At 64.5% G+C, this 25174-nt stretch carries 25 protein-coding genes; 11 read left to right on the top strand and 14 right to left on the bottom strand.

Translation table 11 applies throughout. The annotated features are described in order from the left end of the window. Nucleotides 1-1446 (bottom strand): MFS transporter, encoded by a 1446-nt coding sequence (locus tag EO136_RS18130; protein ID WP_127145795.1) that lies wholly within the window; start codon nt 1444-1446, stop codon nt 1-3. 173 nt (nt 1447-1619) lie between these two features. Here EO136_RS18130 and EO136_RS18135 point away from each other — a divergent pair, with 173 nt between their 5' ends. The 7 genes from EO136_RS18135 (at nt 1620) to EO136_RS18165 (ending at nt 8101) form a co-directional block, all read left to right on the top strand. After that, nucleotides 1620-2564: a diacylglycerol/lipid kinase family protein gene (locus tag EO136_RS18135; RefSeq protein WP_127145796.1), complete on the top strand. Its 945-nt coding sequence runs from the start codon at nt 1620-1622 to the stop codon at nt 2562-2564. Between the two features lie 3 nt (nt 2565-2567). Further along, complete coding sequence (locus EO136_RS18140) at nt 2568-3395, top strand: metallophosphoesterase family protein (RefSeq protein ID WP_127145797.1); 828 nt, start codon at nt 2568-2570, stop codon at nt 3393-3395. 203 nt (nt 3396-3598) lie between these two features. Further along, on the top strand, nt 3599-5101 hold the full coding sequence (gene guaB / locus EO136_RS18145; RefSeq protein WP_127145798.1) for an IMP dehydrogenase: 1503 nt from the start codon (nt 3599-3601) through the stop codon (nt 5099-5101). Beyond that, nucleotides 5098-5529 carry an MAPEG family protein gene (locus EO136_RS18150; protein ID WP_164730684.1) on the top strand — a complete coding sequence of 144 codons (432 nt, stop codon included), beginning with the start codon at nt 5098-5100 and terminating at the stop codon, nt 5527-5529. Before guaB ends, EO136_RS18150 begins: the two co-directional genes overlap by 4 nt. Further along, nucleotides 5529-6821: an RsmB/NOP family class I SAM-dependent RNA methyltransferase gene (locus EO136_RS18155; protein ID WP_127145800.1), complete on the top strand. Its 1293-nt coding sequence runs from the start codon at nt 5529-5531 to the stop codon at nt 6819-6821. The genes EO136_RS18150 and EO136_RS18155 overlap by 1 nt, the downstream gene beginning before the upstream one ends. Nucleotides 6822-6861: 40 nt before the next feature. Then, a complete protein-coding gene (locus tag EO136_RS18160; protein ID WP_246018443.1) occupies nt 6862-7338 on the top strand; it encodes a TspO/MBR family protein in 477 nt (158 codons plus the stop codon). Nucleotides 7339-7408: 70 nt separating this feature from the next. Beyond that, nucleotides 7409-8101 carry a GntR family transcriptional regulator gene (locus tag EO136_RS18165; protein ID WP_127145801.1) on the top strand — a complete coding sequence of 231 codons (693 nt, stop codon included), beginning with the start codon at nt 7409-7411 and terminating at the stop codon, nt 8099-8101. Here the strand turns inward: EO136_RS18165 and EO136_RS18170 are convergent. The 4 genes from EO136_RS18170 to EO136_RS18185 all read right to left on the bottom strand — a co-directional run bounded on the left by EO136_RS18170 (nt 8074) and on the right by EO136_RS18185 (nt 11350). After that, nucleotides 8074-8499 (bottom strand): allophanate hydrolase-related protein, encoded by a 426-nt coding sequence (locus EO136_RS18170; protein ID WP_127145802.1) that lies wholly within the window; start codon nt 8497-8499, stop codon nt 8074-8076. The genes EO136_RS18165 and EO136_RS18170 overlap by 28 nt on opposite strands. 65 nt (nt 8500-8564) lie before the next feature. After that, the gene (locus tag EO136_RS18175; protein ID WP_127145803.1) at nt 8565-9620 is read right to left on the bottom strand and encodes an ABC transporter substrate-binding protein; all 1056 of its coding nucleotides are present in this window, start codon (nt 9618-9620) and stop codon (nt 8565-8567) included. 87 nt (nt 9621-9707) lie between these two features. Beyond that, nucleotides 9708-10562: an ABC transporter permease gene (locus EO136_RS18180; protein WP_127145804.1), complete on the bottom strand. Its 855-nt coding sequence runs from the start codon at nt 10560-10562 to the stop codon at nt 9708-9710. Nucleotides 10563-10585: 23 nt separating this feature from the next. Further along, a complete protein-coding gene (locus tag EO136_RS18185; RefSeq protein ID WP_127145805.1) occupies nt 10586-11350 on the bottom strand; it encodes an ABC transporter ATP-binding protein in 765 nt (254 codons plus the stop codon). Between the two features lie 244 nt (nt 11351-11594). Here EO136_RS18185 and EO136_RS18190 point away from each other — a divergent pair, with 244 nt between their 5' ends. Continuing rightward, complete coding sequence (locus tag EO136_RS18190; protein WP_127145806.1) at nt 11595-12059, top strand: phosphatidylglycerophosphatase A; 465 nt, start codon at nt 11595-11597, stop codon at nt 12057-12059. A gap of 28 nt (nt 12060-12087) precedes the next feature. Here the strand turns inward: EO136_RS18190 and EO136_RS18195 are convergent, their stop codons facing one another. The 3 genes from EO136_RS18195 to EO136_RS18205 all read right to left on the bottom strand — a co-directional run bounded on the left by EO136_RS18195 (nt 12088) and on the right by EO136_RS18205 (nt 14063). Next, nucleotides 12088-12369 carry an ArsR/SmtB family transcription factor gene (locus EO136_RS18195; protein ID WP_127145874.1) on the bottom strand — a complete coding sequence of 94 codons (282 nt, stop codon included), beginning with the start codon at nt 12367-12369 and terminating at the stop codon, nt 12088-12090. A gap of 47 nt (nt 12370-12416) precedes the next feature. Beyond that, entirely contained in the window at nt 12417-13304 is an 888-nt protein-coding gene (locus EO136_RS18200) for an MBL fold metallo-hydrolase (protein ID WP_127145807.1), read from the bottom strand. Nucleotides 13305-13442: 138 nt separating this feature from the next. After that, nucleotides 13443-14063 (bottom strand): flavodoxin family protein, encoded by a 621-nt coding sequence (locus tag EO136_RS18205; RefSeq protein WP_127145808.1) that lies wholly within the window; start codon nt 14061-14063, stop codon nt 13443-13445. A 256-nt stretch (nt 14064-14319) separates the two neighbouring features. Between EO136_RS18205 and guaA the strand changes: the two genes are divergently transcribed. From guaA to der, 3 genes are all read left to right on the top strand, one after another. Further along, nucleotides 14320-15882 carry a glutamine-hydrolyzing GMP synthase gene (guaA, locus tag EO136_RS18210; RefSeq protein WP_127145809.1) on the top strand — a complete coding sequence of 521 codons (1563 nt, stop codon included), beginning with the start codon at nt 14320-14322 and terminating at the stop codon, nt 15880-15882. A gap of 198 nt (nt 15883-16080) precedes the next feature. Beyond that, entirely contained in the window at nt 16081-16866 is a 786-nt protein-coding gene (locus tag EO136_RS18215) for a tetratricopeptide repeat protein (protein ID WP_127145810.1), read from the top strand. Nucleotides 16867-16893: 27 nt separating this feature from the next. Then, nucleotides 16894-18330 carry a ribosome biogenesis GTPase Der gene (gene der, locus EO136_RS18220; protein ID WP_127145811.1) on the top strand — a complete coding sequence of 479 codons (1437 nt, stop codon included), beginning with the start codon at nt 16894-16896 and terminating at the stop codon, nt 18328-18330. 208 nt (nt 18331-18538) lie between these two features. On the opposite strand, the gene EO136_RS18225 is transcribed toward der, so the two are convergent. From EO136_RS18225 to alr, 6 genes are all read right to left on the bottom strand, one after another. Next, nucleotides 18539-19270, bottom strand: coding sequence for an SDR family NAD(P)-dependent oxidoreductase (locus EO136_RS18225; RefSeq protein ID WP_127145812.1), 732 nt, complete (start codon nt 19268-19270; stop codon nt 18539-18541). Between the two features lies 1 nt (nt 19271). Next, nucleotides 19272-20732: an amidophosphoribosyltransferase gene (gene purF / locus EO136_RS18230; protein WP_127145875.1), complete on the bottom strand. Its 1461-nt coding sequence runs from the start codon at nt 20730-20732 to the stop codon at nt 19272-19274. A gap of 179 nt (nt 20733-20911) precedes the next feature. Next, entirely contained in the window at nt 20912-21547 is a 636-nt protein-coding gene (locus tag EO136_RS18235; RefSeq protein ID WP_164730685.1) for a CvpA family protein, read from the bottom strand. Nucleotides 21548-21690: 143 nt separating this feature from the next. Then, nucleotides 21691-22497, bottom strand: coding sequence for a DUF429 domain-containing protein (locus tag EO136_RS18240; protein WP_127145814.1), 807 nt, complete (start codon nt 22495-22497; stop codon nt 21691-21693). Beyond that, nucleotides 22494-23879, bottom strand: coding sequence for a DNA repair protein RadA (gene radA / locus EO136_RS18245; protein ID WP_127145815.1), 1386 nt, complete (start codon nt 23877-23879; stop codon nt 22494-22496). Before radA ends, EO136_RS18240 begins: the two co-directional genes overlap by 4 nt. A gap of 96 nt (nt 23880-23975) precedes the next feature. Beyond that, a complete protein-coding gene (alr, locus tag EO136_RS18250; RefSeq protein ID WP_127145816.1) occupies nt 23976-25109 on the bottom strand; it encodes an alanine racemase in 1134 nt (377 codons plus the stop codon). Between the last annotated feature and the right edge of the window lie 65 nt (nt 25110-25174).

Below are 25174 nucleotides of genomic sequence, written 5' to 3' on the forward strand. Positions count from 1 at the left end.
TCAGAGCCGGGGGGAGCGGCCATCATGGCCCTGGCTGCGGGACCGCTCCAGCGCCCGTTCCCGTTCCTCCCGCGAAAGGTGACCCGAGACTTCCGAGCCGGCATCCCTGTTCAGCCGCACGAAGGGGATGATCGCGAGCGCGGAGACGGCTGCAACCACGAAGAACGCGATCTGGAAGTCATGGAGCGCAAGCTCACCGCCACGGGCATGGGCGCTCAGTTCCACGACGCCGCCCGCGAGCGCCACGCCCAGCGCGGTGGCGATGGGGCGGGCGACGGTCGAGATCGCCGTGGCCTGGCCCGCCTCGCTGTCCTGAATCTGGGAGAGGCCCAGGGCGTGCTGGCCGGTGAAATAGGCGGACCGGAAAAGACCCGCAACAAAGATCAGCACCATCATGACGGCAATGGGGGTTTCGGGCGTGAAGGTGCCTTTTATGCCGGTGGCTACCGCCGAGACGACCGCCGCGGTCATCAGCGCCGTGCGAAAGCCGATGGCCGAGTAGAGCGATTTGGCAAAGAACTTCGTGATCAGCGCGCCGAACGCGCCCACGAAGGTGACGAGCCCGGATTCGAACGGGGTCATGCCGAAGCCGATCTGGAGCATCAGCGGCAGCAGGAAGGGGATGGCGCCCACGCCGATCAGGAACATCGAGGTGCCCAGGATCGAGGCGCGAAAGGCCGGTTCGCGGAAGATTCGGGGGTCGAGCAGGGGCACGGGCGCGCGCCAGGCGTGCCGCCAATAGACCAGCCCGCAGCCCAGGCCCAGAACGGTCGAGCCGATGGCGACCCACAGCGGCAGGACGGGCAGGCTCAGGAGCGACAGGCCGAAGAGCGTGCCGGCGAAGGCGACGGCGACGAGAAAGAAGCCCGGCACGTCGATCGGGCGCGGCGCATCCGATTCCACATCGGGCAGGTAGCGGGCAATCAGCGCCAGGCCGGCAAGGCCGATGGGCACGTTGATGATGAAGATCCAGTGCCAGCTGAGAAAGGTCGTGAGAAAACCGCCGACCGGTGGCCCCATCGTGGGCGCGACAAGCGCGGGGATGGTGAGCCAGGCCATCGCGTTGACGAGATCGGTGCGCGGCGTGGTGCGAAAGAGGATCAACCGGGCGAGCGGGGTCATCATGGCGCCGCCCATGCCCTTGACGAACCGGGCGAAGACGAATTCGAGCAGCGAACCCGAGACCGCGCAGGCAATCGAGCCGATGATGAAGACGACGATCGCGGCCATGAACACGCGCTTGGCGCCGAACGTGTCGGCAACCCATGCGCTCAGGGGAATGAAGATCGCCAGCGCCACGAAATAGGCGGTGAAGGCGAGCTTGAGCGCGATGGGCGTCGTCCCGATGTCGGCGGCGATGGCGGGCAGGGACGTGGCGATCACGGTAGCGTCCATGTTTTCCATGAACAGCGCGACCGCCAGGACAAGCGGTATGATGGGAGTCACGATACTGGCCGTACTGGGGGGACTGTGAGTCGTCATTGTGTTTTGGGCAATCATCTGCCTAATGGCTCGGAAACGCAAATTGACCGGCAATCGCATCCCCGGGCGGCGAAGGGGCCGAACCAAACGTGCCCGTCGCGCGTTAGAGCACGGACCAAAGGGCAGGGGCGCCGCATATGGAGCGTAAGTATCACGTTCTTCTCAACGTCAATTCCGGAACTGCGCAAGCGCTTGGCCTGACCGGTGAGACGGTCTCCGAGATGTTTGAGGCTCAGGGCATCACCGCAACGGTCGATGCGGACCCCGACACCGATTTCGACGAGCGCGTGGCTCGGGCCGTGGCTTCGGACGCCGACACGGTCGTTGCAGCCGGCGGTGACGGCACGATCACGGCCCTCGCCGCGGCGCTGCTGGGGACCGGAAAGTCCCTGGCCATCCTGCCGCTTGGCACGGCCAATCTGCTGGCCAAGGACCTTCACATCCCATTCGACCCCGAGCAATGGGTCGCCTCGCTCCGGGAAATGGAGCCGACAGCGATCGATGTCTGCGAGGTCAACGGCCATGTGTTCCTGCACAAGGCTGTGGCCGGTATGATCCCCGAGCTCGCTGCCGGGCGGGAACGCATCAGGGGCGGTGGTCTGGGCGCGGTGCTCGGCTTTCTGCGCTATGCGGCGCGGCGAACGTCGCGCGCCCGTCGCCTGGCGCTCGAGATCACGGCAGAGGACGGCCAGAGCCATGTGGAGCGGGTGCAGTCCATCGCAGTGGCGTCCAATGCCTATGACGAAGGGCTGGGCCGGTTCTTTGCCAAGGCGCACCTCGATGAGGGGTTTCTCACCGTCTATATCGTGAAACACCTCAATCTGGGGGATATGCTTCGCCTCACCGCCCGCATGCTGAGCGGACGCTGGCGGGACGATGAATCCCTGCGGATCGAGCAGGTGCAGTCTCTGACCATCCGGTCCAAAAAGCCGCGCCTTCAGATGATGATCGATGGCGAGGTGATGAGCATGCCCACGCCGCTGCAATTTTCCCTTCGCCCCCGCGCGCTGCCCATTCTGGCGCCCGTGCAACACCAATCCCAGGAGGAAGCCGACGCGGCGGCCCGCGCCATCCGGCTTTGAGCGATGAGACTTGTACACGTATCGGATCTGCATTTCGGCCATCACGACGACAGTGTGGTGGCAAGTCTGGCCGCAGAGATTGCATCGCGCGAGCCAGACCTCATCGTGGTCTCCGGCGATTTCACGCAGATCGGCAGCAGAAAAGAATTCGAAGCGGCCTGTCGGTTCATCGATACGCTTCCTGCCCCTGTATTCGCGGTTCCCGGTAACCACGACGTGCCCGAACGCAACCTGATCAAGCGGTTTCTCAACCCCTACGGACACTACAAGCGCTATATCGATGAAAACCTCGAACCGTTCGTGGTCAAGGACGGCCTGGCTCTCGCCGGGCTGCGGACATCGCGGCGTGCCAATTGGAGCCTTAACTGGTCCGACGGCTCGATCAGCCGCGATCAGCTCGACACGCTCGAGCAAAGGTTTGCCGGCGTGCCGGTTGACCACGTCAAGATCGTCGTGGCCCATCATCCCCTGATGCATCCCGAAGAAGCGATGATGCGCCATCAGCGGCTGGTGAAAAGGGCTGACCTTGCGCTCGAAACCTTCGCGCGGATCGGGGTGCGACTCGTGCTCTCTGGACATTTCCACATGTCTTATGTGCGGCGCCACGCCCATGCGGGAGAGATCGGAGAGGCCGCGCCCTCGGGGCCCCGAAAGTCGGCCGCCGGGCACATCCTCGTGGCGCAGGCCGCATCAACGACTTCGACGCGCCTGCGCGGGCATCCCAACGCTTATAATCTGATCGACATCGCCGATGGCGACATCGAGATCAACGTCCGTGAATGGGGCGATGAGGGATGGATCACGCGCGAAAAGGCCAAGGAAGAGGCCTGACTGGCGATCTTCGGCGTCTGGGGACGCATCTCTTTAGGCCGTCCGATCGCAAACGCTGCGAGGGATCGACGTAGCCCCACTTCCCAAACCGGGTGGCGAGTGGTAATGACCCTCGCCAACCCGACGGCGGATGATGAGTCTCCCGGCTGTCGCACTACCACTCACATTCATCTGTTAGCGATGAAGGCAGAAGGGGTCTGGCCTTGGCGAAAATCATATCCTCGATCACCGGCGATGCGGCGCTCACATTCGATGACGTGCTGCTGCAACCTGCGCGGTCCGACGTCCTGCCCACCGAGGTCAACCTCGAATCCCGGGTGACCAAGGACATCCTGCTCAACATGCCGATCCTGTCGTCAGCCATGGACACGGTCACCGAATCCAAGATGGCGATCGCCATGGCGCAGGCCGGCGGGATGGGCGTGATCCACCGCAACCTCACCCCCGAGCAGCAGGCCGAGCAGGTCAAACAGGTCAAGCATTTCGAGTCCGGCATGGTGGTCAATCCGATTACCATCGGGCCCGATGCTACGCTGGCAGACGCCTATGCGCTGATGGACCGCTACAGGATTTCCGGCATTCCGGTGGTCGCCAATGGCGGCACGGGCGGCCGCAAGACCGGCAAGCTGGTCGGCATCCTCACCAACCGCGACGTGCGCTTTGCCTCCAACACCACCCAGAAGATCGCCGAGCTGATGACCTCCGAAGGGCTGGTCACGGTGCGCGAGGGGGTGAGCCAGGATGAGGCCAAGCGGCTGCTGCACCAGCACCGGATCGAAAAGCTGCTGGTCGTGGACGAGCACCGCAACTGCATCGGCCTGATCACCGTCAAGGACATCGAGAAGGCCCAGCTTCACCCCGCCGCGATCAAGGACGAAACCGGACGCCTGCGGGTGGCTGCGGCCTCGACCACGGGGGACAAGGGCTTCGAGCGCTCCATGATGCTGATCGACGCGGGCGTCGATCTTCTGGTCATCGATACCGCGCATGGCCATTCGGTGCGGGTGTCCGAGGCGGTCGAGCAGATCAAGCGCCAGGCCAATTCCACACGGATCGTGGCCGGGAACGTCGCCACTGCCGAAGCGACCAAGGCGCTGATCGACGCGGGCGCGGATGCGATCAAGGTCGGCATCGGTCCGGGCTCGATCTGCACGACCCGGATCGTGGCCGGCGTCGGCGTGCCCCAGCTCGCGGCCATCATGGCCTGCGCCGAGGAGGCCGACCGGCAGGGCGTTCCGGTGATCGCCGACGGCGGCATCAAGTTCTCGGGCGACCTTGCCAAGGCCCTTGCGGGCGGCGCGAGCTGCGCGATGGTCGGCTCGCTCTTGGCTGGCACCGACGAAAGCCCCGGCGAGGTCTATCTCTACCAGGGCCGGAGTTATAAATCCTATCGCGGCATGGGGTCGGTGGGTGCCATGGCGCGGGGCTCGGCTGACCGCTACTTCCAGCAGGACGTGAGCGATCAGATGAAGCTGGTGCCCGAAGGGATCGAGGGGCAGGTGCCCTACAAGGGCCCGGCCGGCGGTGTGCTTCACCAGCTCGCCGGTGGCCTGCGCGCGGCGATGGGCTATACCGGCGCCAAGGATCTCGAGACCTTCAGGCGCGAATCCACCTTCGTGCGCATTTCGGGCGCGGCGCTCGGGGAAAGCCATGTCCACGACGTGACGATCACCCGCGAAAGCCCGAACTATCGGGGCAGCCGGTGAGCGGAGCCGAACTCTCCATTCTCGGCGCGCTCTGGGTCCAGGGCGCGCTGACGATTGTGCTGCTTTTCGTTCTGGGGCGGCGGCGGGTGCCGCTGGTCACCGAAAACAAGATCGCCATCAAGGATATCGCGCTCGATAGCTCGGGCTGGCCCGAGGATGCCCAGAAGGCGTCCAACGCCTTCAACAATCAGTTCCAGCTTCCCGTGCTCTGGGCCATCGGGCTCGGGATGGCGCTCTACCTCGGCGCCGGTTGGCTCGAGGCGATCCTCGCCTGGGGGTTCGTTTCGACGCGCATCGTCCACGCCGCAATCCACGTGACGTCCAACCATGTCATGCGGCGGTTTGCGGCCTATGTGGCCGGGTTCGCGGTTCTGGCCATTCTCTGGCTGGTCCTGCTCGGGCGGATCATCACGATGGCGGTGGCCTGATGCGGCTGCCCGGACGGATCGCGGCGGCCATCGAAGTGCTCGCCGACATGGAAAAGCGCAAGCGCCCGGCGTCCGAGGCGCTCAAGGGCTGGGCACTCGACCATCGCTTTGCCGGTGCCGGCGATCGCGCGGCAATCGGCAATCTGGTCTATGACGCGCTGCGCAGGCGTGCGAGCCATGCCTGGCGCATGGGCGAGGATACGCCCCGGGCACTCGTCCTGTCAGTCGTGGCCCGCGACTGGAATCAGGACGTGAAGGCCTTGAACGAGGACTTCAGCTCCGACCGGTTCGCGCCCGAATCCGTATCGGAGGAAGAGACCGCAAAGCTTTGTTCGGATTCTGGTTTTGCCGATGCTCCCGATTGGGTGAGGGCAGATGTACCCGAATGGCTGGCCGGGTCGCTCGCCCGTGGGTTCGGGCCCGACTGGGTCGCCGAGGGGCAAGCCATGACCACGCGCCCGCCGCTCGACATGCGGGTCAACCGGCTGAAATCGGACCGCGAACGGGTGCTCAAATCGCTCGGGCGCTTCAAGCCGGAGATCTGCGCCGTTGCACCCGACGGTCTGCGGCTGGCTTCGGGCCCGCGCGATGCGCGCACCGCCAATGTGCAGGCGGACGAAGGCTACCAGAAGGGCTGGTTCGAGATTCAGGACGAGGGCAGCCAGATCGTGTCGCTCCTGGCCGGGGCCAGGCCGGGCGAACAGGTTCTCGATCTCTGCGCAGGAGCGGGCGGCAAGACGCTGGCGCTGGCAGCGACAATGGCCAATTCGGGCCAGATCTTTGCCTATGACGCGGACCGGACGCGGCTGGCGCCTATCCATGAACGGCTCAAGCGCAATGGCGTGCGCAATGCGCAGGTCCGCAACCCCGATGCGGGGGCGCTGGACGATCTTGTCGGCAGGATGGACCGGGTGGTGGTGGACGCGCCGTGCACGGGCACGGGCACCTGGCGCCGCAGGCCCGATGCGAAATGGAAGCTGACGCCAGAACAACTGGGGTCGCGGATCGAGGAGCAGAGCGCCGTTCTTGACGATGCGGCACGCTTCGTGCGGTCCGGCGGAACGCTGGTCTACATCACGTGCTCCATCCTGCCCGAGGAAAACGCCGATCAGGTCAGCGCCTTTCTTGCCCGGCATACTGACTTTCACGAGGTGTCGGCGCGCCAGCGCTGGGCAGCAATGTTCGGCGAGGATGGCGCGCTGCCCCATAGCCCCGACGCAATGAGCGTGACGCTGACGCCAGCCCGAACCGGTACTGACGGTTTTTTCTGCGCTCTGCTGGAGCGGAACTGAACCAGCACGGGTGCTCAAGCGTTTCAGAGCCATGAGCACCATGACCATCGAACAGATGAAATCGCCCAAATCCCTGATCACACTGGCAGCTTTCGTGCTCGTGGTCATCGGGGTAGGGGCAGCCATCGGAACCCAGACCGCGCCAGGGACCTGGTACGCAAACCTCGACAAACCGCCCTTCAATCCGCCCAACTGGATTTTCGGCCCGGTCTGGTTCGCGCTCTATGCGCTGATCGCGATCGCGGGGTGGCGCACCGCAATGTTGGCGCCGATCAGCACGGCCATGGTGCTGTGGGTGAGCCAGATGCTGTTGAACTGGGCCTGGTCGCCCATGTTCTTTCAGGCGCAGATGCTGTGGGGCGCGCTCGCGATCATCATCCCGATGCTCGGGGCCATCATCGGCTTCATTGTTGTGAGCTGGCCGCGCGACAGGATCGCCTCGCTGTGTTTCGTGCCCTCTGCGGCATGGGTCGGGTTCGCGACCGTTCTCAACATCTCTCTCGTCGCCTTGAACTGATCGCCCGCAGATGGACAGGGGTGCGTCGGGAGCCTAAAGATTGCATGCAAGCATTCTTTGGCGGTGAGCGTTGGCCAGACAGCAGAAACAAACGGCAACCGAACGGATAAGGGCCACCCTTGCCGATGCGATCGTGCGCGGCGAGATCGCGCAGGGCGTGACCCTTGACGAGGCATCGCTGGCTGAGAAGTTCGCTGTGTCCCGTACACCCGTGCGCGAGGCAATCAGGCAGCTGGAGGCGATCGGATTTGCTGAGGCGCGGCCCCATCGCGGTGCCGTGGTGCCCAATTTCACGCCCGAACGGCTGACCGAGATGTTTGCGGTCATGGCAGAGCTCGAGGCGCTTTGCGCGCGCTTTGCCGCCGAGCGGGCAACCGATGACGAGAAGCGGGCCTTGCGTGAGGCTCACGATGCGTGTGCCCATTCGGCGCGCCAAGGCGACATCGACGTCTACTATCAGACCAATCTGGACTTTCACGAAGCGGTCTATGCGATCAGCCACAACAGTTTTCTGGCGGAGGTCACGCTCAGCGTGCGCAATCGCGTTTCGCCCTTCCGCAAGGCGCAGTTCCGCTCGTTCAACCGACTGATGAAGTCCGTGGAGGAGCACGCCAGGGTGGTCGACGCGATCCTGTGCGGAGATCCCGATGGCGCAGCGGCTGCCATGATCGATCACATGAACGTCGTGCGCAGCACGGTTGGTGAGGTATCGCCCACCCTGCGTCCTCTCGACGATCAGGCCGCCGAGACCGCCGAGCGATAGGCGCGCCAGCCGCCGTACTCCGTGACATCGTGCGCATCGGCAATGGCGAACGACTCAGCCAGAAAGCCTTTGGCGGCTGTTCCGTCTTCCAGCAGGATCGTCCCGACACCCAAAGGCGAGGGAATCGCCGCCACGAACCGGCCGAAGCCCGCCGGCGGCATGGACCAGACTTCCACCTCGATTCCGGCGCCCCGGTCGGGAGACACCCGCACCATGCCCGGCTTGGCGGGCTGGGTGCCGGCAAGGGCATAAAGACGGTAGACGGGGGCTGTGCGGGCCGCACGCAGGAAGCGCGCCTCGTGGGCGAGCAGTTCCGGGTTGAGCGGCATGCCGCTTAGATGTGCGCCGACAACGACCAGCTCGATCTGGTCGGGAAGCTTGGGATGTGTGTGGGTCATAGGCGTCCAGGATGATCAGAAGGGGCAGGGGGGCTGCGCGCGGCCCCCCTGGACAAGGTGTCATATCAGGGCAGTTCGAGACCGTCCCAGGCCTCGATGACGATATCGTCAGTCAGGATGTCATCAAGTTCGACAGGTCCCGCCAGAGCCTGCTGCTCCCCTTCGCCGAGCTGAAGATACTCCATGTAGGTTTCCCAGGCTTCAGGCACGAATACCCCATGGGGTTCCACGCCTTCGGGAGCTACATAGTAGGTCTGGACCAGTTCCCAGAACTCCACGGCAACCGGATTGTCGCCCAGCGAGGCCTCGGCGTAGTCGGTTCGCAGGAGTTCGAACGCCTCGTCTGGGTTGTTCATGCCCCAATGCCAGCCCTTGATCGTGGCGCGCACGAACCCCACGAGCATTTCGGGATCCTGTTCGTAGGTTTCCGGCCTCACGGCAAGCGCGTCGCCAGGAAACGAAGCGATGATCTCGGGCGTGATCGAACGCACGGGAATATCCTGCGCGGGCAGCAGGAGCAGGTCGCGCTTGGCACCGGCATAGGCCTGGATGCGGCCTTCCTCGAACGATCTCACGGTGGTGGGGTCGCCTTCACCCGCTACCACGAGTGAAACGTCCGCCCCTTCAACCAGCCCCGACGAGACGATGGACGCCCGCGTCATAGGCACCTCTCCGCCAGCAAGATCGGAAAGCCCGATGGTCAGGCCCTTCAGGTCTTCCATCGACTGCACGTCGCTGTCCGCAGGCACGACGATGTCAAAGGTGTCGGGATAATAGATCTGCATGATGGCCTTGAGCGGGAAGCCCCGCTGGACCGATTGCATGGTCGCGGCCGAAGAGAAGATTCCCCAATCGACATTGCCCGCCACAAGCTGGCGCGCCGCGTCGGACGAGCCCCGTGAATAGTTCAGTGTGACATCGAGGCCTTCTTCCTCGTAATAGCCCATCTCCTGGGCGATGAAGATCGGAAAGACCTGGGCCGTGGGGCCACCCTGCGCGGTTACGCCATTGAAGGTTACGAGGTCCTGGGCGAGGACGGGGGCGGCCGCTGCGAGGGTCAGAAGGCTCGTTGCGAGCGCCGTGGCCGAGGCCCGGGCGAGTATGCTGTTTGCACCAGTCATGTTGCATTTACTCCGGTTTGACGTGTTCCCATGGGTCCCGCTCGCCCGGCCGGCCGGCGGGATCTTGATGTTGGGCAGGGGCTCGCCTCAGAGCTGCTGCCAGAAGACGATCCGTGACTCGAGCCATTCGATGAGCTGGTAGACCACCACCGTGAACAGCGAGAGCAGAATGATGAGCGAAAAGACCCCGGCGATATCGAGCTGGAAGTTCATCGCATAGATCAGATACCCGATGCCCGCAGAGGCGCCCACGAACTCCCCGACGATCACTCCGAGCACGGCAAGGGTCCAGCAAAGCTTCACCCCGGCCATCATGATCGGGAGTGCATTGGGCAGCAGAAGATACCGGAAGGTCTGCCAACGCCCCGCGGTCAGCGAGCGCATGAGCTTGACCGCATTGGGATCCACAGAAGCCAGGCCGGTCAACGTGTTGAGAAACATCGGAAAGAAGCTCATCACAGCGGAAATGGCGATCTTGGAGGGTTGGTCGAACCCGAACCAGGTGATGAAGATCGGCGCGAGCACAATCTTGGGCGGAGCCTGCAGGGCGACGAGATAGGGGTAGATTGTGGCTCGCACCACCGCGAACATGGCAACGCTGACGCCGAGAAGCACCCCGCTCGACAGCCCGAAGGCAAAGCCCCACATGATCTCGGACAGAGTCACAAAGACATTGGGCCAGAAATAGCTCGCGCTCATCACCCGTCCGGTCGCCATAAGGGTATCGATCGGCGAGGGGATGATCAGGGCGTGGACAAGTCCAGTCTCGGTCGAGATGTGCCAGACGGCGAGGACGAACAGTCCAAAGCCGGTGGCCAGCAAGCGATTGTTGATGTGCGTGCGCCGCTCGCGCGCCCGTTCCCGGGCAATGAAGCTGTCGATGGCGGACGCCTTCTGGGTCTGGTTGGCGGCCATCTCGGCAGTCTGGTGAGCCATGGTCATCAGATCGGTCCTCTTTCAAGCGGTCAGTGGTCGACGCCCAGCATCCCGCGGATGTCGAAGACAAGTTCGGAATAGCGGGGCGTGCGCATGACGTCGGCCTTGCGTGGACGGGGGATATCCACCTCCACGATGCCTTCGAGCCGACCAGGACGGGGTGTCATCACGAAGATGCGGTCGGAAAGAAAGACGGCCTCGCCGATGTTGTGGGTGACGAAGATGACGGTCTTTCCGGTCTTCTCCCAGATACTGAGGAGCTCGAGGTTCATCGTTTCGCGGGTGAATTCGTCGAGCGCCCCGAACGGCTCGTCCATCAGCAGGACACGCGGATCGTGGGCCAGCAGCCGTGCCAGGGCCACCCGCTGGCGCATGCCCCCCGACAGCTCCTTGGGATAGCGATCCCCGAAGCCGTTGAGCCCGACCATGTCCAGCAACTCGTCGCAGCGCTCCGATTGCGCCTTGCGGTCCAGTTTCAGGACAACACCGGGAAGGAGGACGTTTTCGCGCACCGTGCGCCATGGGAACAGGACCGAGGTCTGAAACATCATGCCGATATCGGCGCGCGGTGCCTCCAGCCGCTTGCCGGCGATGACGAGGTCACCCTCGGATCGATCTTCCAATCCGCCGAGAATGGAAAGCAGGGTGGATTTTCCGCACCCGCTCGGGCCGACCAGCGAGATGAACTGGCCTTCCTCGATAGTGAAGGATACGTCGTCGAGCGCGATCAGCGGCCCCGTGGCCGTCGCGTAAACCTTGCTCAGCTCCCGTCCGTCGATCAGTTCAGTGTCCATACCGCGCTCCACAATTGCATGCAAAGTTGGATGCAAGACACATGCCAGCACGGCGGCCCTTGAGTCTTAACGATAAATTCACTGGACGGGAGGCTATGGGGTTCCAAATTTGCTGCTTTTTAGGGCAGTGCAACATTGTTGTGCATTGATCGGGCCTGCTGCTCGTGGCCGCACGATATGCCGACCTGCATCGGCTGCTTTTTTCCTTGTGGCGCCCGTCTGCGTCCTATGCGATTGAGAGCCTATGGACGATTTGGTTGAACTGATCGCGCACGGGTTGGGTATTGGTCACATCGGGCTGGCGCGGGGGCCGGTGATGGGCGCGGTGACAGTCGTGCTCATGGCCCTTCTGCCCCGCACGAGATTGGCTTACGGGGCGGCAGCGCTGCTGGTGTGTGTGCTGGGCTTCTGGGCTGCGGAGGTTGCCGATCGCTACAGCAGTGCGGTGGACGACGTGCTGATCGTGATCGACGAAGCCGCCGGCGCGGCTCTGCTGATGGCGCTGGTGATGCCGCGCACCTGGCGCGATATCGCGCTCGTCGGGCTCGGCTTCTGGCTGATCGACAGCCTCAAGCCCTGGCCGGTGAGCCTCACCGAGAGCGTGCCGGGCGCCACTGGTATCATGCTCGATGATATCGCCGTGGCGCTGGTGGTGGCGCCATTTCTCGTCGTGTGGTGCCGGGCCATGGAGCGCCGCGCGTCCAGCTGATCCGGAAACGCGTCTGCGGTGGGATGGCTCAGGAAGGGCAGAAGATTTCGTAAAGGGTCTCCACCACCGCCCTGGCCCTGGGGTCGGCGAGGCTGTAATAGACCTGCCGCCCTTCCTTGCGGTGCTTGACTATCCCCGCGCTGCGCAACTCTGAAAGCTGCTGGGAGAGGCCGGGCTGCCGGATCGCCAGCAGGTCCTCGAGATCGCGTACCGACCGCTCGCCATTGACCAGCGTGCAGACCACCATCAACCGGTCGGGGTTCGAGAGTTTCTTGAGGAGCGCCGACGCCTGGTCGACGCTCTTTTGCATGGCGGCCGCCTCGCCCGACAGGGCCGTTGGCGCGTCCGTATCGGCCTCTACCTGATGTCCCATGCCGCGCCCTCGAGTGCGTTGAGCGGAATCCTGAGATAGCGTTTGCCATTGTCCTCGGGCTCGGGCAACCGGCCGGCATTGGTGTTGATCTGCAGGGCGTGCAGAATGAGCTTCGGCATTGGCAGCGTCCTGTCGCGGCCTTCGCGGATTTTCACGAATTCGGCCTCGGTCTTGCACGTGCTCATATGGGTGTTGGTGGCCTTCTGCTCGGCGACGGTCGACTCCCATTTCGGCTCGCGTCCGCCCGGCTGATAGTCGTGGCCGGTGAAGACCCGGGTTTCGTCGGGCAAGGCGAGGATCTCCTGGATCGAACTCCACAGCCGGCTTGCACTGCCGCCGGGGAAGTCGGCGCGCGCCGTGCCGCTGTCGGGCATGAAGAGTGTGTCGTGAACGAACGCCGCGTCACCGATGACATAGGTGATCGATGCGAGCGTGTGCCCGGGAGAGAACAGGATGTGCCCCTCGATATCGCCCAGTTTGAAAGTCTCGCCCCGGGCAAAGAGCTTGTCCCACTGGCTGCCGTCCGCTGGGAAGTCCGGCCAGTTGTAGATACCCTTCCAGAGCTTTTGCACCTCGACCACCTTCTCGCCGATGGCGGTGGGCGCTCCGGTCTTGTCCTTGAGGTACTGGGCCGCGGAAAAATGGTCCGCATGGGGGTGCGTGTCGAGGATCCACTGCACGGTGTATCCCTGCTCGGCGACATAAGCGAGGATGGCGTCGGCGTGGATGGTCGCTGTCGCTCCGGACTTCTCGTCATAGTCGAGCACCGGATCGATAATCGCGCACTGCCGCGTCTTGGGGTCGGCGACCACATACTGGATCGACCAGGTCCTGGGATCGAAAAAGCCTTTCACAAGCGGTTTGCCGGTCATTGCGCGTCCCTCTTTGCTGGGGTCTGATTGCATCGTCACCCTTAGATAAAAACGATTGCAAAAAAACGCAATAGAAAATGCGAAAGAAAAGGCGCTTCGTTCGAGCGCGCCTCCTCATGGGCCTTACCGGCCCGCAAATCAGGTGATGGCGGGGTAGCCGCTGGATTTGAGCAGTCGGGCGAGATGGGCGGCGGTGCGCGCCGCCATGGTCACGGCCTTTCGGACCGTATCCGGCGTCTCGGGAAGATCCTTGAAGTCCGTGCCCTGCATTGCTTCTCCCACCCAGTAGGCGACGGCGTTGGGCGCGAGGGTGAAGCCGCAATCGTTCAGTGCCTGGTAGAGTTCGGCCGAGACGTGGTGCGCGCCGTCTTCATTGCCCACGGTCGCCACCAGCGCCACCTTGCCATAGCTGGCCATACGCCCGCCATCGTCGGTCTCGGAAATGAAGGCGTCCATACGTTCGAGGGCGCGCTTGGCGACACTGGAAGGCTGACCCATCCAGACGGGGGACCCCAGGATGACGATGTCGGACGCCATGATCTGGGCGCGGATGGCCGGCCAGGCGTCGCCAGCCCCCTCATCGGACGTGACGCCGGGCTTGATGTCGATATCGGCGAGCCGGATGACCTCGCCCGTGGCACCCAGGCCTTTGAGTTCGTCGAGAAGCAGGGACAGCATAAGATCGGTGGAGGAGGGCCCCTTGTCCGACGTCTTGAGCGTTCCGTTGAGCGCGAGAACCTTGAGGGCGACGTCTGCCATGGCCTTCTCCTGTGGTGCGTAATGGAAACCACCCCGGACGCGAGGGACATCCGGGGTGGCTGCAAAAGGCTCGATTAGCGCATGGGATCGCTCGAGCCCTTTGACGGGGTGGGAGGCGATCGCGTGCCGCTTCCATCCGTTTTTCCGCTGTTGCGTCTAGAACGCGGGGAGCCCTCGCCGGTTGCACAGCGGCGAAAATAACGATCCCGCGCGCAGAGCCATTGCCCTTGGGCAAAATTCCAATTAAAGCCCTGCCATGCAGCACGATGCCTCCCAAGATTCCGTTCTGATCGTCGATTTCGGCTCCCAGGTTACCCAGCTCATTGCGCGCAGGGTGCGAGAAGCCGGGGTCTATTGCGAAATTCACCCCTTCATTTCGGCGCCGCAAGCGCTCGAGACGCTCAAGCCCAAGGCGATCATCCTTTCGGGCGGCCCGGCAAGCGTCATCGAGGATGGCTCGCCGCAAGCTGACGCCCGTTTGTTCGATGCGGGCGTTCCCGTGCTGGGGATTTGTTACGGCCAGCAGGCGCTGTGCGTGTCGCTGGGCGGGGCCGTCGAGCCGGGGCACGTGCGTGAATTCGGCCGCGCCGAGGTCCGGGTCGAAAGCGAGAGCCCGCTGTTCGAGGGCGTCTGGGCACTCGATCATTCCTATCAGGTATGGATGAGCCACGGGGACTCGGTCTCCAAGCTGCCTCCAGGATTCTCCGTTATCGCGACCTCTCCGGGGGCGCCCTACGCAGTGATCGCCAATGAGGAGAGGCGCATCTTCGGGGTGCAGTTTCACCCCGAGGTGGTGCATACCCCCGATGGCGCCAAGCTGATCTCCAACTTCGTGCACAAGATCGCCGGGTGTCACTCGGATTGGACCATGGCGGCCTATCGCGAGCAGGCGGTCGAGCGCATCCGTGAACAGGTCGGCGGCGAGAAGGTGATCTGCGCCCTCTCGGGAGGCGTGGATTCCTCTGTGGCGGCGGTGCTCATCCACGAGGCGATCGGGGACCAGCTCACCTGCATTTTTGTCGACCACGGCCTGATGCGCAAGAACGAGGCCGACGAGGTCATCTCGATGTTCCGCAACCAGTACAACATACCGCTGGTGCATGTGGACGCGATCGATACCTTCGTGGGCGAGCTCGAAGGGGTCGAGGATCCCGAGACCAAGCGCAAGATCATCGGCCGGCTGTTCATCGAGACCTTCGAGGCCGAGGCCGAAAAGATCGGCGGCGTGAAGTTCCTCGCACAGGGCACGCTGTACCCCGACGTGATCGAATCCGTGTCCTTTACTGGTGGGCCCTCGGTCACCATCAAGAGCCACCACAATGTCGGCGGCTTGCCCGATCGTATGAACATGGCGCTGGTCGAACCTCTGCGCGAGTTGTTCAAGGACGAAGTGCGCACGCTGGGCCGCGAGCTCGGCCTGCCCGAGCATTTCGTGGGCCGTCATCCGTTCCCCGGACCCGGCCTTGCGATCCGGCTTCCGGGCGGGGTCACGCGAGAAAAGCTCGAGGTGCTGCGTCAGGCAGACGCGATTTATCTCGACGAAATCCGCAAGGCGGGCCTTTACGACACGATATGGCAGGCCTTTGCCGTGCTGCTCCCGGTCCAGACCGTGGGCGTGATGGGCGACGGCCGCACATACGAGAACGTCTGCGCTCTGCGCGCGGTGACCTCGGTGGACGGCATGACGGCAGATTTCTACCCCTTCGACATGAATTTCCTCGGCCGCGCCGCGACCCGGATCATCAACGAGGTCAAGGGCATCAACCGCGTGGTCTATGACGTGACATCAAAGCCGCCGGGCACCATCGAGTGGGAATAAACCGGCCTGGCTGATCGACCCCGCCAGCGCCCGGGCGGGACCTGGAGTTGGAACTGCCGGATCGAGCCCGTTTTCAAAAGCCGAGCCGTGAGGGCGCCGGACGGAGGCTCGCTGTGGCCCCCAACGGGCCGCTTTCGTTTGCAATCGCGTGGGCGCACCACTATTGTCCGCCCGAATTTACAGGGGTTCTGACGGACTATGAGCGACGATTCCTTCCTTCGAGAAGTCGAAGAAGAACTGCGCAGCGAAAAGCTGAAGGCCTTCTGGCGGCGCTATGCGCCGTTCATCATTGGTGGTGCGGTTCTGATCGTTCTCCTGGTGGCGGCGAACGAAGGCTGGAAGTGGTGGCAGACGACGACGGCCAACTCGGCGTCCGAGAGCTATTATGCCGCTCTCGATCTCGCCGAGGACGGCGACCTCGACGGCGCCCAGGTTGCTTTCCAGCAGATCGCCGCGGAAGGGCCGGACGGCTATGGCACGCTCGCGCGTTTCCAGATCGCCGGGCTCCTGGCCGAGCAGGGCGACGCCGAGGCGGCCCTCGCAGCCTATGACGAGCTCGCTTCGACCCTCGACAACCCGCGCCTGCGGGAAGTGGCCCTGGTGTCGGCGGCCTATATCGCGGTGGACAATGCTGACGTGGCGGCGGTGGAAATGCGGGTCGGCGGTCTGACCGGCGAGGAGAGCACGCTGCGCAACCAGGCGCGCGAGGCCATCGGGCTCGCCCACTACCGTGCGGAAGATTACGAGGCTGCGCGCACGCAGTTCGAGGCTATTGCAGGCGATGCCAATGCCAGTCAGGACGTCCAGATGCGCGCCTATCTCTATCTCGAGCAGCTCGCCGCTCTGGGGACGGACGGGCCCGATGCCGCCCAAGCGCCGGGGGCCCAGATGGGCGTGGACGTTTTCGAAGAGCTCGGCGATCCGCTCGCGGGAACCGAAGATGCGGTCGAGCCCGAAGGTTCGACCGATGCATCCCAGCAATAAGCCCTCCATTCCGGAAGGGATAACGCGATGAGCGTTACCGTTGCCATCGTCGGCAGGCCCAATGTCGGCAAATCCACGCTGTTCAACCGCCTTGTGGGCCGCAAGATCGCGATCGTCGACGATACCCCGGGCGTCACCCGCGACCGTCGCGAGGCCCAGGGGCGGATCGGCGATCTCACGTTCCGGCTTCTGGACACGGCCGGGTACGAGGACGCCAATGACGAGAGCCTGGAGGCCCGCATGCGCCGCCAGACCGAGCTGGCGATCGCCGAGGCCGATGTGATCCTGTTCATGTTCGACGCGCGCGCGGGGCTGACCCCGACGGACGAGCACTTCGCGCGCCTTCTGCGGCGCTCGGGCAAGGATGTGCATGTGGTGGGCAACAAGGCGGAAGGCCGCGCTGCCGAGCCGGGGCTGATGGAAGCCTTCGCGCTTGGGTTCGGCGAGGCCATTCCGCTCTCGGCCGAGCACGGGCTGGGGCTGGCCGATCTCTATTCCGTCATCACGCACGCCGTCGACCGGATCGCCGCGGGCGACGGGGACGGTGCGGACGAGGACGGCGGGCTGCGCAAGCCCCTGACCGACGTCGACGTGATCGAGGAAGACGAGGGTGACGAAGAAGCACCGGTGCGGCGCTGGAACCCGGACCGCTACCTCAACGTCGCGATCATTGGTCGGCCCAATGCCGGCAAATCGACGCTGATCAACAGGATGGTGGGCGAGGAGCGGCTGTTGACCGGACCCGAGGCCGGGATCACCCGCGATTCGATCATGGTCCCCTGGGAGTGGCAGGGGCGGGTCATCAACCTCGTGGATACCGCCGGTATTCGCCGCAAGGCGCGCGTGCAGAAAAAGCTCGAAAAGCTCTCGGTCGGCGATTCCCTGCGCTCGATCCAGTACGCCGAAGTCGTGGTGCTGCTCCTGGACGCGACGATCCCGTTCGAAAAGCAGGACCTGCAACTGGCCGATCTCGTCGAGCGCGAGGGCCGTGCGCTGGTCATCGCGGTCAACAAATGGGATCTGATCGAGGACAAGAACGCCAAGATCCGCGAGCTGCGCGAGACCTGCGAGCGCATGCTGCCGCAATTGCGCGGCGTGCCGCTGATCACGCTTTCGGGGTTGCAGGGGCGCAATATCGACAAGCTGATGGAGGCTATCCACGCCGTCGAAAAGGTCTGGAATGCCAAGATTCGAACGGCCAAGCTCAACCGATGGCTGGCGGACATGATCGAGCACCATCCGCCCCCGGCCGTCTCCGGGCGCCGGATCAAGCTGCGCTACATGACCCAGGCCAAGACCCGTCCCCCGAGCTTCATCCTGTTCTGCTCGCGCCCCGACGCGCTGCCCAAGGCCTATGAACGCTATATCGTGAACGGTATACGCGACGATTTCGAGCTGCCGGGGTCCCCGATCCGCCTGTGGGTCCGGGGGGGCAAGAACCCTTACGTCAAGGACGACGGGTAGGGCGTTTTCAGGAGACCGGAAACATGTTGCGGTTTGAAATCGCGACAAATCAAGGGTTTAGGCTCCTGATCTGATTCATTCTGTACAGGAGTTCCAGCACCGGACGAGAAAGCCGGTCACGCGAGAGCGGACCGGCTTTCTGCTGTCTTGAGACTATGTGCCAACCCTGCCACCCCGGCGCGGCCCGTCATTGGGCGCGCCAGAGGCGTCAGAGCGGCTCTTCGCCTGAGAGTATATCCACGCGCATGCCGGACTTGTCGTAGTTCGGCGAGACCAGATCGACCATGCGCGGCGCCACTTCGTCGGGGGACGGCAGGGTGGCTGGGTCTTCGCCCGGCATGGCCCGGGCGCGCATCGCGGTGCGGACCTGGCCGGGATAGAAGATGTTGGCCTTCACATTGGTGATGGCCATCTCGCCGGCATAGCTCTTGACCATGGCATCGAGCGCGGCCTTGCTGGCTGCATAGAGCCCCCAATAGGGCTTGGCAGAGCGTGCGGCGCCCGAGGAGATGAACACGGCCCGTCCGGCGTCGGACTGGCGCAGGAGCATGTCCAGCGAGCGCAGCAGCCGGTAATTTGCGGTGACGTTGACTGCGAAGACGTTGGCGAAGTCCTTGGGCTCGATATGGGGAAGAGGGCTGAGCGCGCCGAGCAGCCCCGCATTGCCGATCAACCCGTCGAGCTGGCCCCAGCGCTCGAAAATGGCCGCGCCAAGCCGGTCGACGGCATCGCCATCGGTGAGGTCCATGGGAACGAGCGTGGTGGAGCTGCCCAGGGCCTGGATATCGTCATCGAGATCCTCGAGCCCCCCGACCGTGCGCGAGACGGCGATGATGTGGGCGCCGCGGGCCGCAGCATTTTTTGCTGCGGCATATCCGAGCCCGCGCGAAGCGCCTGTGACCAGCACGACGCGCCTGGCCAGATCCTTGTTTTCAGTCATGCTATACGGCTTCCCTGAGCATAGAAATCTGCTTTGGATCGCCTTTGGAGCGACCCTTCAGGTCTGTGAGCGGCGTGGGATAATCGCCGGTGAAATAGTGGTCGGTGAACTGCGGGGCCTTGGGATCCCGCTTTTCGCCGCCCACGGCAGTGTAAAGTCCATCGATCGACAGGAACGCCAGCGAGTCCGCGCCGATATAGGCGCACATATCCTCGATCGTGCTGTACTGGTTGGCCAGAAGCTTGTCGGGGTCCGGGGTGTCGATCCCGTAATAGTCCGAGTGGTAGATCATCGGGCTGGCAACGCGAATGTGCACTTCGCGGGCGCCGGCATCGCGGATCATCTGGACGATCTTGAGCGAGGTCGTGCCCCGGACGATCGAATCGTCGACGAGAACCACCCGCTTGCCCTCGATTTCGTGCCGGTTGGCCGAGTGCTTGAGCCGCACGCCGAGCGCGCGGATGGACTGGGTGGGCTCGATGAAGGTCCGACCAACATAGTGGTTGCGGATGATCCCGTACTCGAACGGGATGCCGGACTGCTGGGCAAAGCCCAGCGCGGCGGGTGTGCCCCCGTCGGGGACTGGAACGACCACGTCGGCGTCGACGGGGGCTTCCCGGGCGAGGTTCATGCCCATCTTCTTTCGAACGGCGTAGACCGGGCGCCCCGCGACCACGGAATCGGGCCGGGCGAAATAGACGTACTCGAACAGGCAGACGCGCTCGCGCTGCGGTTTGAACGGCTTGTAGGATTCGATGGTGATCCGGCCGTCGGACTGGATTTCCGCGACGATGACTTCGCCGCACTCCACGTCGCGCACGAAGCGCGCGCCGATGATGTCGAGCGCGCAGCTTTCCGAGGCGAAGATCGGCTTGCCATCCAGATCGCCCAGGACCAACGGGCGGATGCCATTGGGGTCGCGCGCGCCAATGAGCTTGGTGCGCGTCATGGCCACCATGGCATAGGCGCCTTCGATGGCGCCCAGCGCATCGATGACGCGGTCCGAAGAGGCCGTGCGCTGGCTGCGGGCGATCAGGTGCAGCACCACTTCGGTGTCGGAAGTGGACTGGCAGATCGCGCCCTGAGAGATGAGGCGCTTGCGCAGCGAAAGCCCATTGGTGAGGTTCCCGTTATGGGCGATAGCGATGCCGCCGACTTCGAGCTCGGCGAAAAGCGGCTGCACGTTGCGCAGCACGGTTTCCCCGGTGGTCGAATAGCGCACATGGCCCATGGCCATGGCGCCGGGCAGGCGGCCTAGCGTCGCCGCATCAGTGAACCGGTCGCCCACAAGGCCCATATGGCGTTCGGAATGGAACTGCAGACCGTCGAACGTCACGATCCCGGCTGCTTCCTGGCCGCGATGCTGGAGCGCATGCAGGCCCAGAGCGGTCAGCGCCGCGGCGTCCTCGTGACCGAGAATGCCGAAGACGCCGCACTCTTCGCGCAGCGTGTCGCCATCCATTTCAAGAGCGAGTGAGGAGGAGCGGTCGTCTATCGTCGCCAAGGCATCACCATTGAGGGTGCGGATCAGGCAAAGGCCCCGCGCACCGAAAAAGCAGGGCCACAGTGCGGGGATTACGCCCCCGACACTGCCAAGTCAACTCCACGGACAGCGCACGCCGATATGTGGGAGATGCGAAATCAGATTGTCTCGGCCGGTGTCGGTGCCGGTGCCGGAGGCGTTCCCGCCGGTGGAGGAGCAGGAGCCGCGCCTGGAGCCGTTCCTTCGTTCACGCTCGGATCCCCGGGCACGCCGTCATCGATGGGACCGCCACGCTGGAGGAAATCGTTGACCTGTTCTTCGAGATTCTGCGGAAGCAGCGCTATGAGGTTCTCGCCCAGCGATTCCAGCGTTGGCCGGGTCTGCGCCTCTTCTGCCCATTCTGGAAGATTGCTGCCAAACAGCCACTGGCCGAAAATTACGACCACCACGGCGATCAGGATGCCGCGCAGAGCGCCGAACACGAATCCGAGCGTGCGGTCGAGCGGGCCGAGGCGGCTGTCGGTGATCATGTCCGCGATTCGCATGGTGATCAAATGCAGGATGATCAGCGCGACGATGAAGCTCACAACCCCCGTGGTGACGTCTGCCCAGATCTGGGGGGTGATGTATTCGCGCGCGATCTCGGGATGATTGAGATACATCCAGACCGCAAATGCGGCAGCGCCCGCCCAGGTGATCAGAGAGAGCACCTCGCGTGTCAGGCCGCGCGTCGTCGCCAGAAGCGCGGATATCAGAACGAGAATACCGACACCGATGTCGAACGCGGTGAGCATAGGGGGTGTCTCCATCGAACCCGGAACACGTTTCGTTTAGCGGCTATGGCCGCCAAAGCCAAGCGCCGCTGGCGGTTTTCGCGCTTTCGCCCACAGATTGCAACATCCAGGCGGGGCATCTTTGCCACACTGGCGCTCTTGGCTCACCCAATGGGGGCCGGTATCCAGATCGCGGACCGGTCGTCTCCGAATGCCAAAGCCGCCTCTTCGAGGGCGCAAACACCGACCCATGCGCAGACAATGGCATCAAGAGCGTCCTCCCACGCCTTGAAGGCGCGCCCCGTTGGCCCGCGCGGCAGCAGCGCGAGCGCCGCCTCGACGCCGCCTATCCTGCTCTCAAGATGAGCCGCGATCCCGTCCCAGACGTCCAAAAGCCGTGCCTTTCGTGCATCGGGCGCCAGATCGGGCCAGTACCGCGCGGACTTTGCGTGCTTGTAGGGCAGGCGCAGCGGCGCGCCGGTCAGCTCGATCAGGGCGGGATGAGGATAGACCTCGATCAGGCCCCGACGGGCAGGCGGGGCGGTGAGCAGCGGGTAGCCTTGCCGGGCGAAATCGGCGGTCATCTTGTCGCTGAGTGTCCCCGGGCGCAGGGCTGAAGGGCTGTGCGTGCCGGCCCGCCTCCCGCCATAGGCCCGCGAGACCATATTGTCCGCAGCCCGGCGGCCCGTGATCGGGTCCAGGGCCAGCGGGATGTCAGCGGCGACCAGTGTGACGGGGCTTCCTGCTGCCGCGCGGCTGGAGGCCAGCAATCGGGCGGGGCTGGCCGCGTCCGCCGCCGACACCTCCTGCACGCAGGCGTCGTGGAAGGCAGTGTGGGAGGGCCCGAGGGCAGCCAGTTTCCAGCCATGGTCCTGCTCGACCACGAGCGCCACGCCACTGGGCTGGGTATGCGTCCACGCCGCGTCTATGCCAAGGACCGCGCGGCGCGCTCGAGGCGCGCCATCGCTCACTCGGCGTTGTCGGAACCGGCCGCCGCGATCCGGCCCACCAGTTCCGCCAGAGCGGCATATTCGGAAATCTCCACGCCCTCGGCCCTGTCGCCCGACCCCAGACGCGCGGTGTTGACCGCCCCAAAGCCCAATTTCGCCGCTTCCCTGATGCGCAGATTGGCGTGCACCACAGGCCGGATGCCGCCGGACAGCCCCACCTCGCCGAAATAGACCGCATCGGCGGGCAGGGGGGAATTGGTCAGCGAGGAAATCAGCGCAGCCGCCACGGCAAGGTCCGCCGCAGGCTCGCTGACCTTGAGTCCCCCGGCCACGTTGAGATAGATGTCGTTGGAGCCGATCCGCACGCCGCAGCGGGTTTCGAGCACCGCCAGAACCATCGAAAGCCGGCTCGAATCCCAACCCACGACGGCCCGGCGTGGCGTGCCGAGCGGGGAGGGCGCCACGAGGGCCTGTATTTCGACGAGAACGGGGCGCGTGCCCTCGACGCCGGCGAACACCGCCGAACCGGCGGCCCCCGTGTCGCGCTGGTCAAGGAACAGCGCCGAGGGGTTGGGCACCTCGCGCAGTCCCGAGCCCGCCATCTCGAACACGCCGATCTCGTCGGTGGCCCCGTACCGGTTCTTGACGCCGCGCAGGATGCGGTAGGTGAGGGACGTGTCGCCCTCGAAGTAGAGCACTGCATCCACCATATGCTCGACCACGCGCGGTCCGGCGATCTGCCCGTCCTTGGTCACATGCCCGACCAGAACCACGGCGGCGCCGGTCTTTTTTGCGAATCGGGTGAGCGCCTGGGCGCTGGTGCGGACCTGTGTGACCGTGCCCGGAGCGCTGTCGATGCGATCGGTCCAGCAGGTCTGGATCGAATCGATGATGACCAGATCGGGCGCCTTGCCCTTTTCGAGCGTCGCGAGAATGGTCTCGATGTGGGTTTCGCTGGCCAGCTCGACCGGGGCATCGGCGACCCCGAGCCGCGCCGCCCTGAGCCGCACCTGGCCGACCGCTTCCTCGCCCGAGATATAGACAACGCGCTTGCCCTGCTGGGCGAGCGATGCTGCGGCCTGGAGCAAAAGCGTGGATTTGCCGATGCCCGGGTCTCCACCGACGAGGATCGCGGAGCCGACGACGAAGCCGCCGCCCAAGACGCGGTCGAGTTCGCCCGAGCGGGTCGGAATTCGGATCGCGTCCTCGCTGTCGCCCGAAAGCGAGACCAGCTCGATCGGACGCCCCGATGCGCGAGCGGCCTTGGGGCCTGCCCCTATGCCGCCAGACGTGTTCTCCTCAACGATCGAATTCCACTCGCCGCACGCCTCGCAGCGCCCCGCCCAGCGCGGGGTGACATTGCCACAGGACTGGCAGACATAAGTGGGTTTGAGCTTGGCCATGCCGCGCTTTCCGATCTCGTGTGCCGATGGGCGACGATCGCCGGACCGTAGCGCGGCGAGGCCGGGGAATTCAAGAACAAAAAGAGAACTTATGGATCAGCCGATATCCACGCCGGGGGGGACGTTCACATACTGACGCGGGAACCGGCCATTGAGCGTGGTGAGAATCTCGTAGCCGATGGTGCGTGCGGCGTCGGCCACATCATCGATGCGCACCGTCTGGCCGAGAACCTCGAGCAGGTCGCCCGGTTTGACCGGAACGTCGATATCGGTGATGTCGACTGCGGTCATATCCATGGACACCCGCCCCAGGATCGGTGCGATCCGGCCTTCGATCGCGACCCGCCCGCCAGGATTGCCCACCGTTCCGCCAAGGGCGCGCATGAAGCCGTCCGCATAGCCCAGGGCCATGATGGCCAGCCGGGTGTCCCGTCGGAGCCGGTAGGCCGCACCATACCCCACGGTCTCGCCCATCCGCGCTTGTTTGACCTGAAGCACGGGCACATGCATCGACACCACCGGCGACATGGGATTGGCGCGGCCATTGACCGCGCGGCCTCCGTAGAGCGCGATGCCGGGCCGCACCATCTGGAAATGGAAATCGCGCGAGGTCATCAAGGCGGCCGAATTGGCGATCGACGCCGGCGTATTTGGGAACTGGGTCAGCACCGACTGGAAGATGCCGTGCTGCTTGCGCGTCATTTCGTGGGTCGGCTGGTCGGCGCAGGCGAAATGGCTCATTACCATCTGGGGCTCAAACCCCGACCGATCGAGCTCGGCCCGCGTGCGCTCGGCGTCTTCGGACCGAATGCCAACCCGGTTAAAGCCGGTATCGAAATGCAAGGCAGCGGGGAATGGCTGGCTGCGCTCGATGCAGAAATCGAGCCACTCGCCCAACTGCTCGAGGGAAGCAAGAACGGGCATGAGCCGGTGACCGGCATAGTCCGCACTGGTTCCAGGCAGCAGTCCATCGAGAACGAAGATGTGGGCCTCGGCGGGAAGCGCGGCGCGCAGGTGCACGCCTTCATCGGGCGTTGCCACGAAAAAGAAGCGCGCGCCGGCCTTGTAGAGCGTCCGGCCGACTGCGCGCGCGCCCGTGCCATAGGCGTCGGCCTTGAGAACGGCAGCGGTCAGGGCCGAGGACGCGACCGTGTCGAGCGCCCGCCAGTTCCGCGCAATGGCGTCAAGGTCGACGGTGATGCCTCCGCCGAGGAGTGTTCCGGTGATCATGAGCCCTCTCTGCCCCTGTCCATTGAGGCATACTGCCCCGCCGGGGGGCGCGGCAAGAGGCGCAG

It is taken from the genome of Pelagibacterium montanilacus, assembly GCF_003992665.1.
Classification (GTDB): Bacteria; Pseudomonadota; Alphaproteobacteria; order Rhizobiales; family Devosiaceae; genus Pelagibacterium; species Pelagibacterium montanilacus.